Source organism: Klebsiella sp. G-Nf4 (assembly GCF_002810615.1).
Lineage (GTDB): Bacteria > Pseudomonadota > Gammaproteobacteria > Enterobacterales > Enterobacteriaceae > Klebsiella > Klebsiella variicola.
Genome location: NZ_PION01000002.1, coordinates 97,489 through 112,284 on the forward strand (window position 1 = coordinate 97,489; position 14,796 = coordinate 112,284).

Annotated in this window: 14 protein-coding genes; 6 read left to right on the top strand and 8 right to left on the bottom strand. The window is 58.0% G+C overall.

The window, feature by feature from the left end; genetic code table 11:
* Window positions 1-33 precede the first annotated feature (33 nt).
* The 5 genes from CWM57_RS06570 to CWM57_RS06590 all read right to left on the bottom strand — a co-directional run bounded on the left by CWM57_RS06570 (window position 34) and on the right by CWM57_RS06590 (window position 5,043).
* A complete protein-coding gene (locus tag CWM57_RS06570; RefSeq protein WP_061153405.1) occupies window positions 34-1,320 on the bottom strand; it encodes an ABC transporter substrate-binding protein in 1,287 nt (428 codons plus the stop codon).
* A 16-nt stretch (window positions 1,321-1,336) separates the two neighbouring features.
* On the bottom strand, window positions 1,337-2,464 hold the full coding sequence (locus CWM57_RS06575; RefSeq protein ID WP_100631297.1) for an ABC transporter ATP-binding protein: 1,128 nt from the start codon (window positions 2,462-2,464) through the stop codon (window positions 1,337-1,339).
* A gap of 12 nt (window positions 2,465-2,476) precedes the next feature.
* The gene (locus CWM57_RS06580; RefSeq protein ID WP_023323240.1) at window positions 2,477-3,379 is read right to left on the bottom strand and encodes a carbohydrate ABC transporter permease; all 903 of its coding nucleotides are present in this window, start codon (window positions 3,377-3,379) and stop codon (window positions 2,477-2,479) included.
* Window positions 3,372-4,262, bottom strand: coding sequence for a carbohydrate ABC transporter permease (locus CWM57_RS06585; RefSeq protein WP_004205419.1), 891 nt, complete (start codon window positions 4,260-4,262; stop codon window positions 3,372-3,374). The genes CWM57_RS06580 and CWM57_RS06585 overlap by 8 nt, the downstream gene beginning before the upstream one ends.
* A gap of 454 nt (window positions 4,263-4,716) precedes the next feature.
* Window positions 4,717-5,043, bottom strand: coding sequence for a cupin domain-containing protein (locus CWM57_RS06590; protein ID WP_012540645.1), 327 nt, complete (start codon window positions 5,041-5,043; stop codon window positions 4,717-4,719).
* A 140-nt stretch (window positions 5,044-5,183) separates the two neighbouring features.
* Between CWM57_RS06590 and CWM57_RS06595 the strand changes: the two genes are divergently transcribed.
* Window positions 5,184-5,897: an aspartate/glutamate racemase gene (locus tag CWM57_RS06595; RefSeq protein ID WP_008806343.1), complete on the top strand. Its 714-nt coding sequence runs from the start codon at window positions 5,184-5,186 to the stop codon at window positions 5,895-5,897.
* On the opposite strand, the gene CWM57_RS06600 is transcribed toward CWM57_RS06595, so the two are convergent.
* Window positions 5,863-6,789, bottom strand: a complete 927-nt coding sequence (locus CWM57_RS06600; protein ID WP_100675807.1) for a LysR family transcriptional regulator — start codon at window positions 6,787-6,789, stop codon at window positions 5,863-5,865. The genes CWM57_RS06595 and CWM57_RS06600 overlap by 35 nt on opposite strands.
* Before the next feature lie 137 nt (window positions 6,790-6,926).
* Between CWM57_RS06600 and lysA the strand changes: the two genes are divergently transcribed.
* A complete protein-coding gene (gene lysA, locus CWM57_RS06605) occupies window positions 6,927-8,189 on the top strand; it encodes a diaminopimelate decarboxylase (protein ID WP_023340698.1) in 1,263 nt (420 codons plus the stop codon).
* On the opposite strand, the gene CWM57_RS06610 is transcribed toward lysA, so the two are convergent.
* A complete protein-coding gene (locus CWM57_RS06610) occupies window positions 8,175-9,182 on the bottom strand; it encodes a LacI family DNA-binding transcriptional regulator (RefSeq protein WP_162708846.1) in 1,008 nt (335 codons plus the stop codon). The two genes, lysA and CWM57_RS06610, sit on opposite strands and share 15 nt — an antisense overlap.
* A gap of 299 nt (window positions 9,183-9,481) precedes the next feature.
* Here CWM57_RS06610 and CWM57_RS06615 point away from each other — a divergent pair, with 299 nt between their 5' ends.
* From CWM57_RS06615 to CWM57_RS06630, 4 genes are all read left to right on the top strand, one after another.
* The gene (locus tag CWM57_RS06615) at window positions 9,482-10,819 is read left to right on the top strand and encodes a PTS sugar transporter subunit IIC (protein WP_008806339.1); all 1,338 of its coding nucleotides are present in this window, start codon (window positions 9,482-9,484) and stop codon (window positions 10,817-10,819) included.
* 7 nt (window positions 10,820-10,826) lie between these two features.
* On the top strand, window positions 10,827-12,254 hold the full coding sequence (locus tag CWM57_RS06620; protein ID WP_100675808.1) for a glycoside hydrolase family 1 protein: 1,428 nt from the start codon (window positions 10,827-10,829) through the stop codon (window positions 12,252-12,254).
* Window positions 12,255-12,321: 67 nt separating this feature from the next.
* Entirely contained in the window at window positions 12,322-13,095 is a 774-nt protein-coding gene (locus CWM57_RS06625) for a GntR family transcriptional regulator (protein ID WP_004205433.1), read from the top strand.
* Window positions 13,092-13,571: a GNAT family N-acetyltransferase gene (locus CWM57_RS06630; RefSeq protein ID WP_074387654.1), complete on the top strand. Its 480-nt coding sequence runs from the start codon at window positions 13,092-13,094 to the stop codon at window positions 13,569-13,571. The genes CWM57_RS06625 and CWM57_RS06630 overlap by 4 nt, the downstream gene beginning before the upstream one ends.
* On the opposite strand, the gene galR is transcribed toward CWM57_RS06630, so the two are convergent.
* Entirely contained in the window at window positions 13,532-14,548 is a 1,017-nt protein-coding gene (gene galR, locus CWM57_RS06635; RefSeq protein ID WP_061153410.1) for an HTH-type transcriptional regulator GalR, read from the bottom strand. The two genes, CWM57_RS06630 and galR, sit on opposite strands and share 40 nt — an antisense overlap.
* Window positions 14,549-14,796 lie beyond the last annotated feature (248 nt).

Here is a 14,796-nt window from a genome sequence, read left to right on the forward strand (position 1 = left end):
GGCGGATGCCGCGGGAGCGTTCAGACGGGCAGGTTAGCGCATCGCGCGGCGCAGAATGCGGTCGGTCTGGCGCTGGAAGTCCTCGGCCGCTTCTTCCACCGACTTTTTACCGTAGTCGATGTACTGCAGGGTAGTGCCGAACTGGGCGACAATCTGCGGGTCGTCGAAGTACGGGGAGACCGGCAGGGTCGTGGGCAGGGATTGTGCCAGTTTCAGGCCAGACACCGCCGGATCGTCGGCTTTGATGATCCCGTCCTCGGTCAGGTAGTTGACCGCCGCTTTACTCAGTGGTACCCCACGCTCCAGTCCGAGAATATCCACCCCTTCTTTACTGTTCAGCAGGAAGTTAATCACTTTCGCCGCCGCCTGCGGGTTTTTCGTCGATTTGCCAATCGACAACATTTGCGCAGGCTTGAAGAACAGTCCGGCATCAGTGGCGCCCGGCAGCATCGGGTATTCCCCCAGCACCAGCTTCGCCGGCGGCTTCAGGTTATCGGAATATTTGTTGATGGTGGAGTTCCACATGTAGGTGCCGCCCCATTCACCCTGGATCCACGGCTTCATCTCGTACATGTTGCTCTTGCCAAATGAGGCATAGTAGCGGGTGTCCGGCATCACATGGCTGTCGATAAGCTTCTTATACATGCCGAAGAAATCTGCCCACTGCGCTTTGCTGTAGGAGAATTTGCGGCCCTTCTCATCGATGGCCGGCTGATTGTATTTTTGCACCATATAAGAGTTGAGCAGCGCCAGCACGTCCTGGTGTTCGAGCACGACCGGGTAGTACTGTTTCCCGAGCTTGCTTTCGAAGGTTTTGCCCGCCGCCATAAGCTCATCCCAGGTTTTCGGGAAGGCGATGCCCGCCTTTTTCCACGCTTCGTCGTTAAAGTAGAAGACGCGGGCGGTGACGGAAATGGGAATACCGTTAAGCTTGCCGTTGACCGTGGTGGACTGCAGCTCTTTGGCATCGAACTGGCTGAGGTCGATCTCGTCTTTCAGGGTATTGAGATCGTAAAAGCCATCGCCATTTTTCGAAAAGATCGGCAACCAGTTCCAGTTGGTCTGCATCACGTCAGGCTCAGTGCCGCCGGCAATCTGGGTGGTCAGGCGCGAAAGATGGCCGTCCCAGCCGGTGTATTCTGCTTTGACGTTGATATCTGGATGTTGTTTGTGGAATTCCTCCAGCGCCTTGAGGGTGACCTGATGGCGGCCGTTGCCCCCCCACCAGGACATACGAAGGTCGACATCCTTCGCCATTGAAGGTAATGCGGTAAGGCCCAGAGTGGCGGAGATGACGGCGCTTAAAAGCACGTTTTTCATTTTAATACTCCAGTGTTCACAGAGAGAGGTTCTGTTCGGTTTTCGCGTCAAAGATGTGACACTTATTGAGATCAAATTTGAAATACACCTTGCGATGAAGGCCCTTCTCGAGCATGGGTTTCGCTTCATCGGACGGCACGCGGGCGGTCAGCTCATAATCAGCAACCTTCAGATAAACAAAGAATTCATGTCCCATGTTTTCCACACGTACCATTTCACCCGTGCAGGAGCCCTCGGCAAAGGGTTCATTGGAGAGAGAGACAAACTCCGGGCGCACGCCAAAGAAAACCTGCTGATTCTTATGGGGCTCAACTTTGCTTTGCAGCAGGTCGTTGAGCGGCAGTCGCTGATCGCCCAGCGTCAGATGCAGGCGACCGTCGTGCTCAACCAGCTGGCTGGGGCGAATATTCATCTCCGGCGCGCCGATGAACCCGGCGACAAACATATTTTTCGGCTGGTGGTAGAGATTGTCTGGCGTATCAACCTGCATAATGTGGCCGAGCTTCATCACGCAGATGCGGTCGCCCATGGTCATCGCTTCCGTCTGATCGTGGGTGACGTAGACGGTGGTCGCCGGTTTGCCGGATTTTTTCAACTGCTTATGCAGATCGGAAATGCGGATCCGCATCGAGGCGCGCAGTTTGGCGTCAAGGTTGGAGAGCGGTTCGTCGAACAGGAAAACGTCCGGTTTTTTGACGATCGCCCGACCCACCGCCACGCGCTGCGCCTGGCCGCCGGAGAGCTGGCGCGGCAGGCGATCCAGCAGCTCTTCCAGTTCGAGAATTTTCGCCGCTTCTTCCACCTGTCTGTCGATTTGCGCCTTCGGCAGCTTGCTCAGCTTCAGGCCGAACGCGAGGTTTTCGCGCACCGTCATATGCGGATAGAGGGCGTAGTTCTGGAACACCATCGCGATGCCACGTGATTTTGGCGCCAGGTTGTTGACGATTTTGTCCCCAATCCGCACCTCGCCGCCGCTGATGGTTTCCAGGCCCGCCAGCATGCGCAGGGTGGTCGATTTAGCGCAGCCGGAGGGGCCGACGATCACCATAAATTCGCCATCGGCAATCTTCAGGTCGATACCATGCACCGCTTTAAACCCGTTGGAGTAGACTTTTTCCAGTTTGTTGAAAATGACTTCAGCCATGATATTTCCCTCTTAACCTTTGATTCCGCTGCTGGTCACGCCCTGCACGAAGTAGCGTTGAGCCAGGAAGAAGACAATGATGGACGGCAGAATGGAGATACTCGCCATTGCCAGAATTTCGTTCCACGGCGCGCCTTCCGTGACGTCGATAGACATTTTTAGCGCCAGCGCGATGGGATACTTATCGACGCTGTAGACGTAGATCAGCGGACCGATAAAGTCGTTCATCGACCACATGAACTGGAACAGCGCCACCGAGATAATGGCCGGCTTGAGGATCGGCACGACCACGTACCACAGCACCTGAATGGAGTTGCAGCCGTCGATCTGCGCTGCTTCTTCCATATCGCGTGGGACGCCGCGCAGAAACTGGATCAGCATGAAGACAAAGAATCCCTGGGTGGCGAAGGCCAGCGGCAGGTACAGCGGCAGATAGCTGTTCAGCATCCCCATTTCACGGAACATCAGGTACTGCGGGATCAGCAGGACGGTGCTCGGCAGCAGCATGGTGGTGATGAGCGTCGCGAACCAGAACTTCTTCCACGGGATCTCAAAGCGTGCAAAGCCGTACGCCACGATGGTGGAGGAGATGATCGTTAACACCACCTTCGGGATCACATACTTAAAGGTGTTAAGCATATAGTGGCCGAAATGGTATTCGGTGCCGGTCTTCCAGCCGTTGATAAACCCGTCCCAGGTTGCGTGGGCAGGCCACAGTCCGAGGGTGGTGAAGATCTCATGGTTCGGCTTGAACGAGGCGGAGAACATCCATGCCAGCGGGTAGAGCATCAGCAGGCCGACGAATATCAACACGACGTAGCGCACCACCCGACTCACCTTTTCCCGACGCAGCGTACGAGCGACCTCACGATCGGCGTTGCTCATTACCGGCGTCATCTGTTGAATATCAGCCATTTTTGCCTCCCTTATCGGCGGAGTAGAAGACCCAGTATTTCGATGACTTAAAGGCTATCGATGCAAAGACCGCGACGACGAGGAACAGCACCCACGCCAGCGCGGCGCCATAGCCCATGTCGAAGTACTTAAAGGCGGTATCGTAGATATAGAGTGAGAACAGGTAGGTGTAATAGGTCGGGCCGCCGCCGGTTATCACGTACGGGCCGGTAAACTCCTGGAACGCCTGGGTGGTCTGCATAATAAAGTTGAAGAAAATGACCGGGGTAATCAGCGGCACGGTGACCTTCATGAACATCTGCCACTTTGAGGCGCCGTCGATCATCGCCGCCTCATACTGCGACTGCGGAACGTTCTGCAGCGCGGCGAGGAAGATGACCATCGCGGAACCAAACTGCCAGACGCGCAGCAGGGTGACCGACATCAGCGCCAGCGAAGGCTCCCCCAGCCAGTTGACGGCATCGATGCCAAAGACGGCGAGGAAGCTATTCAGCAGGCCGTCAATGGCGAACAGGGCGCGCCACAGTACCGCAATAGCCACTGAGCTGCCGAGAATCGACGGAATGTAGTAGGCGGTACGGAAAAAGCCGATGCCGCGCAGTTTGAAATTGAGCACAAAAGCAATGCCGAGGGCGAAAGCCAGTTTTAAGGGAATAGTTAAAAAAACGTAGGCAAAGGTCACGCCCATCGATTTCCAGAACAGGCTGTCCTCGGTCAACATATAGCGATAGTTTTCGATGCCGTTAAATACCGGCGGGCTCATCAAGTCGTACTCAGTAAAACTGAGAAAGAAAGATGAAACAAAGGGAAAAGCGGTAAAGACGATCAGCCCGATGATATAGGGCGATATCCATGCCAATCCCAGCAGCTTGTTTTCATTCATACATACCTACCTGGCTTACGCGTTGTAATACGGATTCGGTGATGCGGCGCTGTCGGCCTTTTACTGCTGACAACGCAAAAGTGTCTGAACGCTTCCTCTGATTAACATATCATTGTTAATTAATGGGTTAGTATTTAAGTGAGCCAGCAAGTGGCGTGCTTTCAGGCTCGCTTTTATACGGCTATATTTTTTATAAAACACCGTTTTAATTTCATTTTATTGCAATTTGTTTCTGCGTCATGCAGATCTGGGCGGAAATGTGATCAAAGTCGAAACGATGTTTCAAAAAGGTGAGGTGGTAAGCATTTTAGGGGTCTGCGGGAGCCTGAAAAGAATGAAGGTTCAGCGTTAACTGAGCGAAAAATATTATTACCAGGATAATGATTGTGACGGCATCTTTTTTAATGCCTGCGATAAGACGTAAACCGGGGACGGTGAATGCCCCCGTCATGGATCAGCGTGAGAGAAAATCTTCGCGGACCGGCGTGAAGGTATCGAGCAGCGTGCCGGGCTGCAGGCAGACGCAGCCGTGCATGATCCCTGGCTGCTTATACAACGTATCGCCGGCACTGACGACGCGCGTCTCCTCGCCGATGGTGAATTCAAACTCACCGGAGAGCACATAGGTGAGCTGTTCGTGGGGATGGTTATGCATCGGGCCGACGGCGCCGGCGGCAAAATTCACCTCCACGGCCATCATTTTACCGTCATGGGCCAGAATGCGGCGAGTTACGCCATTGCCGAGGTCTTCAAGGGTGGTGTCTTTATGGAAAATAAACATCGGGCGGTCCTGTTGTTAAAGTGAAACATTGTTTCACTTTAACTTATCCCACTCTTCATGAAAAAGAAATACGCGGCCAGAGAAGTGGAAAGTTGATCACAAGTTTGCTTCACTGGCAGAAACGACATAAGGAGCAGAAGATGAAAACCATTGGCCTGTTAGGCGGCATGAGCTGGGAGTCCACGATCCCCTATTATCGGTTGATCAATGAGGGCGTTAAGGCGCGACTGGGCGGCCTGCACTCTGCCAGCCTGGTGCTGCACAGCGTCGATTTTCACGACATCGAAGCCTGCCAGTCCGCCGGCGACTGGGATCGCGCCGGGGAGATCCTTGCTGAAGCCGCGGTTGGGCTGCAGCAGGCGGGGGCCGAAGGCATTGTCCTGTGCACCAACACTATGCATAAAGTCGCGGATGCCATCGCCGCCCGCTGCCAGGTTCCCTTCCTGCATATTGCCGATGCCACCGGGCGGGCGATTGCCGCCAAAGGCCAGCGCCGGGTCGCGCTGCTGGGCACCCGCTATACCATGGAGCAGACCTTTTACCGCGGTCGTCTGCTGGAGCAGTTTGCCATCGAGACGTTGATCCCCGAGGCTGACGATCGGGCGCGGATCAATCAGATCATCTTCGATGAACTCTGTCTCGGCACCTTCAGCGAGGCGTCGCGGGATTATTATCTGCAGGTGATCGCCGCCCTGGCGGAGCAGGGGGCGGAAGGGGTTATTTTCGGCTGTACGGAAATTGGCCTGCTGGTGCCTGCCGAGCTCAGCCCGCTGCCGGTCTTTGACACTGCGGCGATCCACGCAGAAGACGCGGTCAACTTTATGCTCTCTGCAGGACCGACGCCAGCGGCGTGAGGATCTGCGGCAGACTCTCCTGCAGGTGTGCAACAAAGGCGTCGACCAGCGCCGATCGCGGGCGGTGGAGGGGGCGGATCAGGCTGACGGTAAACAGCACCTCGACGCTAAAGCGGCGCACCACCACGCCGCTATCGGCATAGTCCAGAGCGGTCAAGGGATTCACCACCGAGATCCCGGCGCCGGCGCGCACCATGGCGCAGATCGAGGCCGCGCTGTGGGTTTCGACCACCATCCGCCGTTTAACCTGATGCTCAAGGAACAGGGCGTCGAGCAGCTGGCGATAGCTGTCGGTGCGCGACAGGCTGATGTAGTTTTCGCCCTGAAAATCGGCGGGGGTCAGCGTCGTCTGCACCGCCAGCGGATGGCCGGCAGGCAGCACGCAGACTTCATTCAGCGTCAGCAGTGGGGTGCGTTCGGTGCCCGCCGGGGTATGCAGGGTCTCCGTCAGGCCGAGGTCATGGCGCTGGGCGGAGAGCCACTCCTCCAGCAGCGGCGACTCCTGGGGGACGATCTGCAGGCTGACCTCCGGGTAGCGAGCGAGAAAGGGCGGCAACAGCAGCGGCAGAAAGGACTGGGAAAAGACCGGCAGGCAGGCGATCGACAGCTCGCCCTGGCGGAACTCGCGCAGGCTCTCGGCGGCGCTGACGATGCGGTCCAGGCCGTACCAGGAACGCTGAACCTCCTCAAACAAACGCAGGCCCTGCACCGTCGGTTGCAGGCGACCGCGGGTCCGTTCAAACAGCTGCAGGCCGAGCACTTTCTCAAAGCGCGCCAGCTCGCGGCTGACCGTGGGTTGTGAGGTGTGCAGCATCCGCGCCGCTTCGGTCAGATTGCCGGTGGTCATCACCGCGTGAAAGATTTCGATATGACGCAAATTAACGGCTGGCATGCGGTCTCCATGAGGCTCGGCTGTAACCATATCATTTTTGCATAGAGTCGCGATAAAACGATATTTTTTATTCGTCCGCCACTGTGGCGTAATCGAAAAAAAACAGCGACCAACACACGCACTGCACCGGAGTTCTTATGCCACACTCGCTTTACGCCACCGATACTGACCTGACCGCGGATAACCTGCTGCGCCTGCCCGCGGAATTTGGCTGTCCGGTCTGGGTCTATGATGCGCAGATTATTCGCCGCCAGATTGCCCAGCTCAGCCAGTTTGACGTGGTACGTTTTGCGCAAAAAGCCTGCTCTAACATTCATATTCTGCGTCTGATGCGTGAGCAGGGGGTGAAGGTGGACTCGGTGTCGCTGGGGGAGATCGAGCGGGCGCTGGCGGCGGGCTACGATCCGCAGCAGAATCCAGAGGATATCGTCTTTACCGCCGATCTGATCGACGACGCCACCCTCGATCGGGTGAAAGCGTTACAGATCCCGGTGAACGCCGGCTCGATCGACATGCTGAGCCAGCTGGGCGAGGTGTCGCCGGGCCATCGCGTCTGGCTGCGCGTCAACCCGGGCTTTGGTCACGGCCACAGCCAGAAAACCAATACCGGCGGGGAGAACAGCAAGCATGGCATCTGGTACAGCCACCTGCCGGCGGCGCTGGAAGTGATGCGTCGCTATCAGCTGCAGCTGGTCGGGATCCATATGCATATTGGCTCTGGCGTTGACTACGGTCACCTGGAGCAGGTGTGCGGCGCGATGGTGCGTCAGGTCGTCGACTTTGGCCAGGATCTGCAGGCCATCTCCGCCGGCGGCGGTCTGTCGATTCCTTACCGCGAAGGCGAAGAGGCCATCGACACCGCCCACTATTATGGCCTGTGGAACCGCGCCAGGGAGCAGATCGCGGCCCATCTGGGGCACCCGGTGAAACTGGAGATTGAACCCGGACGCTTCCTGGTGGCCGAGTCCGGCGTGCTGGTGTCGCAGGTGCGCAGCGTGAAAGAGATGGGAAGCCGTCACTTTGTGCTGATTGACGCCGGCTTTAACGACCTAATGCGCCCGGCGATGTACGGCAGCTATCACCATATCACCGCTCTGGCGGCGGATGGTCGCGATCTCAGCGCCGCGTCGCAGGTGGAAACCGTGGTGGCCGGGCCGCTGTGCGAATCCGGGGACGTCTTTACCCAGCAGGAAGGGGGCAAAGTCGAGACCCGCCTGCTGCCGGCGGTGGTGCCTGGGGACTATCTGGTGCTCCATGACACCGGCGCCTACGGGGCTTCGATGTCATCCAACTATAACAGCCGTCCGCTGCTGCCGGAGGTGCTGTTTGATGGCGGCAAGGCGCGGCTGATCCGCCGTCGCCAGACCATTCAGGAGCTGCTGGCCTTAGAGCTTATTTAAAAAAGGTCCCGTCGTTACCGACTCGCGCAACACCAGCGTGCCGGTAAACGGCGGGATCGTTTCTATCGGCTGCTGGTTAGCAAGCTTGATCGCCTGATCGATAGCCGTGGTGATCATGTTGTCGATCGGCAGATAGACCGTCGACAGCCCCGGCTCCAGCCATTTCGCGCTTGGCGCATCGTCGAAGCCAAACAGTGACACATCCTGTGGAATACGCAGCCCCGCCTGATGCAGCGCCTTTGACGCCCCCAGCGCCATATCATCGTTACAGGAAAACAGCGCGCTAAAGCGGGCTTTCTCGTCCAGCAGTTCCCGGCACAGTTCGTAGCCGCGGGTCATCGTCGAGTCCCCGTACTTCACCCGGCTCGGATCCCACTCAATACCATGTTTTATCAGCGCGTTGCGGTAGCCCTGCAGGCGAGCCTGGCCGGTAGGGGTGTGCATCGGGACGGTCATGCAGGCGATATCGCGGTGGCCCTGGGTAATCAGATACTCCACGGCCTGAAAGGCGGCTTCCTGCTGCTCGAAGAACACGCAGCGTTCGCGGGCCTGCGCCACATCGCGGTTAATCACCACCAGCGGCATGGCGATCGAATTAATCAGCGACATGATCGCCTTTTCGCTCATGTGCCGGGTATAGAGGATGATCGCATCGCATTGCCGGTCGGCGAGCATCTGCACCGCTTCCTCTTCGCGCTCCGGCGTATCATGGCCGTCAGTGACGATAAGCTGCTTTCCCCAGGCTTCCGTCTGGCGTGAAGCCTGCTGCAGCAGACGGCCAAAGTAGAACCCGTCAAAGGTGGAGACGACCAGCCCGATACTATTGCTGGTCTGATTGGCCAGCGAGCGCGCGAGAAAATTCGGCCGGTAGCCCAGCTCTTCCATCGCTTTAAAGACCTGTTGGCGGGTGCTCTCTTTCACCTGACCTGTGCCGTTCAACACGCGGGAAACCGTCGCTTTCGAGACGCCTGCGCGAATTGAGACATCCAGCATTGTAGCCATTCATCGATTCCTGATTTCACGTGGTAAGGCGCAGTTTATCACAGACCGAAAAGGGACATATCGACGGGGCGGGGCGGAAAAACCATCGCGATCACGCTTTTGGCAGGAACTGACGAGCCGGCATAGTCTGGTATGCCAATGTCGATTTTATCAGTTATTTGGGATACCACACTGCGCGTTGCGAGCGCTGTCACAGAACTTTTTTTGCCTGGCGACTATGTTTTGGTATGCCAAAAGTCTCTGGCTGTTCACCTGGCCGCAATAAGCCCTTTACTCTGAGGTACTCTTTTATGGCATTACAGGACAAACTGATCGACGCGCTGGGGCGTTTCGCGACGACATTCAACAGCTATCGCTACATTATGGCGATCAAATCGGCGTTTATTACCTTGATGCCGGTGATCATCGTCGGGGCCTTTTCGGTACTGATCTCCAATATGGTGCTGGATCCGAAGAATGGGCTCGCCAGCTTTTCCTCGCTCTCCTTTCTCGCGGCGCTGAAGCCGATCACCAGCGCGCTTAACTACGCCACGCTCAATTTCCTCAATATCGGCGCCGTGTTTCTGATCGGTATTGAGCTGGGGCGGATCAACGGCATCAAAAGCCTGTTTCCCGGCCTGCTGGCGGTGATCTGCTTTATCTGCGTGACGCCGACGACGGTGGAGATGATGGTCGATGGCCAGATGCACGTGGTGAAAGATGTCCTGCTGCGCCAGTTCTCCGATACCCGCAGTCTGTTCCTTGGGATGTTCATCGCCATTCTGTCAGTGGAGATTTACTGCTGGCTGGAGGGGCGCAAGGGACTGAAAATTAAAATGCCGGATACCGTGCCGCCGAACGTTTCCGCCTCTTTTTCGGCGCTGATCCCGGCGATCATCACCACCACCGCGATCGCCACCCTGGGTTTTCTCTTTCACCAACTGACGGGAATGTATCTCTACGATGCGGTCTACCAGGTGGTGCAGCAGCCGCTGGAGCGGGTGGTGCAGAGCCTGCCGGGGATCCTGCTGCTGATGTTCGTCGCCCAGCTGTTCTGGGTGATCGGCATTCACGGCAACCAGATGATCAAGCCGATCCGCGAGCCGCTGCTTCTGGGGGCGATCACCGTCAATATGAGCGCTTTTGAGCAGGGAAAAGAGGTACCGAACATTATCACGATGCCCTTCTGGGACGTCTACATGAGCATCGGCGGCTCGGGGCTGACCATCGGCCTGCTGATTGCGGTGATGATCGCCACGAAGCGTAAAGAGATGAAAGAGATCGCCAAGCTGTCGATAGGCCCGGGGCTGTTCAATATTAACGAGCCGGTGATCTTCGGGATGCCGATCATGCTCAACCCGATCCTCGCTATCCCGTTTATCATCACCCCGCTGGTGACCGGCAGCATCGGCTATTTCGCCACCCTGACCGGCTTCGCCGGCAAGGCGGTAGTGATGGTGCCCTGGACCACGCCGCCGCTGATCAACGCCTGGCTCTCCACCGCCGGCTCGATGGGGGCGGTGGTGACCCAGCTTATCTGCATCGTGACCGCGGTGCTTATCTATCTGCCTTTCGTCAAAATCGCCTCCCGCCGTGCCGATGCCGCACAGCGTCAGGCCGACAATCAACAGACCGCCAACCCTGTCTGAGGAGCCTATGACTACCGTACGGATGACCATTCCCGATGATTTTATCCTTGGCGCGGCGGCTTCCGCCTGGCAGACCGAGGGCTGGAGCGGGAAAAAAACGGGGCAGGACTCCTGGCCCGATCTCTGGTACAAAAACGACCGCCACGTCTGGCATAACGGCTATGGCCCGGCGGTGGCCACCGATTTTATCAACCGTTTTCAGGAAGATGTGCAGCTGATGAAGCTGGCCGGGCTGACCCACTATCGCACCTCAATCAACTGGTCGCGCTTTCTGACCGACTATGAAAACGTCACGGTGGATGAGGAGTATGCCGCCTATTACGACCAGCTGTTCGATGCGCTGCTGGCCAACGGCATCACGCCGATGATCTGCCTTGAGCATTATGAATTACCCGGCTATCTGCTGGAAAAGTATGGCGGCTGGGGGTCGAAAACGGTGGTCGAGCTGTTTGTGCGCTACGCGGAGCAGGTCTTTGCCCGCTACCACCCGAAGGTGACCCGCTGGTTTACCTTTAATGAGCCAATTGTGGTACAGACCCGGGTCTATCTGGATGCCCTGCGCTGGCCCTATGAGCAGAACACCAGCACCTGGATGCAGTGGAACTATCATAAGGTGCTGGCGACCGCCAGCGTCGTGAAGCGGTTTCGCGAGCTCGGCTATCCTGGGACCGTCGGCTGCATCCTCAATCCGGAGGTGACCTACCCACGCTCACGCGCCCCCCATGACCTGCGCGCGGCGGAGATCTACGATCTGTTCTACAACCGCATGTTCCTCGACCCGCTGGTGCACGGGGTCTGGCCGCCGGCGCTTCTCGCGCTGCTCGAGCAGCATCAGGTGACGTGGGAGACCAGCGAGGAGGATCTGGCGATTATCCGCGAGCACACCGTCGATGAGCTGGGGATTAATCTTTACTACCCGCACCGGGTCAAAGCCCCGTCGCGGGCCTGGCATCCGCATACCCCGTTTCATCCGGCCTGGTATTATGAGCCGTTTGAGCTGCCCGGCCGGCGAATGAACGCCTCCCGCGGCTGGGAAATCTACCCGCAAATCATCTTTGATATGGCAATGCGGATAAAAAATGACTATCGCAACATCCCCTGGTTCGTGGCGGAGAGCGGGATGGGCGTGGAAAACGAAGACCAGTTCCGTAACCGCGAAGGCACCATCGATGACAGTTACCGCATCCGTTTCATCAGCGAACATGTGTGGCACACCCTGCGCGCCCGTGAGGCAGGGGCCAACTGCCAGGGCTATATGTTGTGGGCTTTTACCGACAACGTATCGCCGATGAACGCTTTTAAAAACCGCTACGGGCTTATCGAAATCGACCTGCAAAACCATCGCGCCCGGCGACCCAAAGCCTCGGCGCACTGGTTTCGTCAGCTGGGCGAACGGCGTGAACTGGTGCTGGATATCGATGATGAATACCGCTAGCCGGTGGCAATATTTGCTAAGATAGCGGCGTATTTGACTCGCAGGCATGTAACGCACAGGTGATTTTGTGGAAAAAGCGATAATTCCGCCGGAAAAGAAGCCCTATCAGGAGATTGGTGATGACTTACGCGCCCAGATCGCGCAGGGGCGCTACCCGGTCGGGTCGCGTTTGCCGCCGGAACGTCATATTGCCGAAACCTACGGCGTCAGCCGGACCATCGTGCGCGAAGCGCTGCTGATGCTGGAGCTGCAGGGGACGGTGGATATTCGTCAGGGATCCGGGGTGTACGTCATGCGTATTCCCCACGAGAACGACAGCGAAGAGGAGCAACTGCTCAGCAGCGACGTCGGTCCGTTTGAAATTCTGCAGGCGCGCCAGCTGCTGGAGAGCAATATCGCCGCCTTTGCCGCGAAAATGGCCACCCGCGCCGATATCGACAATCTGAAGCGGATTATCGAGCAGGAGCAGCGGGCTATCGCTCTCAACGACACCGCGCAGGATAACGCTCGTCTGTTCCATCTGGTGCTGGCCGGGGCGACGCAGAACCAGATGCTGCTGGCGACGGTAGAGCGGATCTGGCTGCAGATGGACAGCAGCCCGCTGTGGCAGCAGTTCAATGTGCATATTGCCAGCCGCGCCTGGCGGCTGAAGTGGCTCGGTGACCGACAGACGCTGCTCGCCGCGCTGCGGCGTCGCGATGTGATGGGCGCCTGGCAGGCGATGTGGCAGCATCTGGAAAACGTCAAAAACAGTCTGCTGGAGCTGTCCGATGAAGACGCCCCCGACTTTGACGGCTATCTGTTCGACTCGGTGCCGATTTTTCAGGGGAAGCTGGTATGACGATCCTGCCGCTGTACGCTGCGCCGCAGTACGCCCCGCAGGTGACCGACTGGCTGTGGCGCGCCTTTGGCGGCGAGACGCTGCCGCGGGAGTTTTTCGCCAGCATTGTGCAGCATAGCCAGACGGCGGAGGCGCTGCCGTTGACCTTTATTGCCGTGGAAGGCGAGCAGTTGCTCGGCACGATTGGCCTCTGGCGCTGCGATTTGATCAGCCGCCAGGATCTGTTTCCCTGGCTGGCGGCGCTGTACGTCGCGCCCGCCGCCCGCGGTCAGGGGCTGGCCGGAAAACTGCAGCGGCATGTGATCGATTATGCCCGCCGCGCGGGCTTTCGGGAGCTCTATCTCTACTCCGCCTGCCGGGATTTCTATGAACGCTTCGGCTGGCGCTACCTCGGCGAGGGGCTGGATTACCCGGCCACCGCCGTGCATCTCTATCGCTACGATTTATCGCCTTCCAGCGGGGCCACCACCGAGTGACGGCGCACCAGCGTCGGGCTGAACAGGTGGGTGATCTCCGGCGCCGGGCGGTGCTCCGCCAGCGCTAATGCCAGCTCGGCCGCCTGGGTCGCCATGGTGACGATCGGGTAGCGCACAGTGGTCAGCCGCGGGCGGACATAGCGGGAGATCAGGACATCGTCGAAGCCAATCAGCGAAATCTCCCGCGGCACGTCGATGCCGTTGTCGTTGAGTACGCCCATCGCGCCGGCGGCCATCGAGTCGTTATAGCAGGCGACGGCGCTAAAGTGGCGGCCGCGGCCAAGCAGTTCGGTCATGGCCTGTTCGCCGCCGCTTTCATCCGGTTCAGCAAAGGCGACCAGCCGGTCGTTGCACGGCAGGCCGCTCTCTTCCAGCGCCGCGTAGTACCCCTGCAGCCGATCTTCCGCATCGGAGATATGGTGGTTTGAGCACAGATAGCCGATACGCGTGTGCCCCTGCTGGATCAAATGGCGGGTCGCCAGCCAGGCGCCATAGCGGTCGTCCAGCGCGACGCAGCGGGTTTCGTACCCGGGCAGGATGCGGTTGATCAGCACCATGCCGGGGATCTGCTTCATTAACCCCGCCAGTTCCTCATCGGGGATCATTTTGGCGTGCACCACCAGCGCCGCGCAGCGGTGGCGGATCAACTGCTCTATCGCCTGGCGTTCCTTCTGCACGTTGTGGTAGCCATTGCCAATCAGCAAAAAGTTGCCGGTGCGATAAGCCACCTGTTCGACGGCTTTGACCATCGCGCCGAAGAAGGGGTCGGAGACATCACCCACCACCAGGCCGACGGTTTCCGTTGACTGCTGGGCCAGGGCCCGGGCGTTCGCGTTGGGGTGATAGTTCAGGGTTTCCATCGCCGCGCCCACGGACTGACGCGAGGCTTCGCTGGCTTTGGGAGAGTTATTGATGACGCGGGAGACGGTAGCGACGGAGACTCCTGCGAGTCGGGCTACATCCTTAATTGTCGCCATACCATGCCTTTTATAGGGTAAGCGTTTACATACTGCTATGTTACGGGAAAGAGCGGCAGATTCAAGGCGCGGCGGCGAAGGAATGGCGCAAATGTGATTCAGACCGGGCTTATGGGTAACCTGTTTACATTGACGCCATCGCTAATTGAAACCGGCGCAGGGAAATACAAACCTTTGCTTACACTTTGCGATGTGCTGTTGCGAATGTTCGCTGGTTTGTTCGCGGATCAGGTTGATATTCTGGCTAT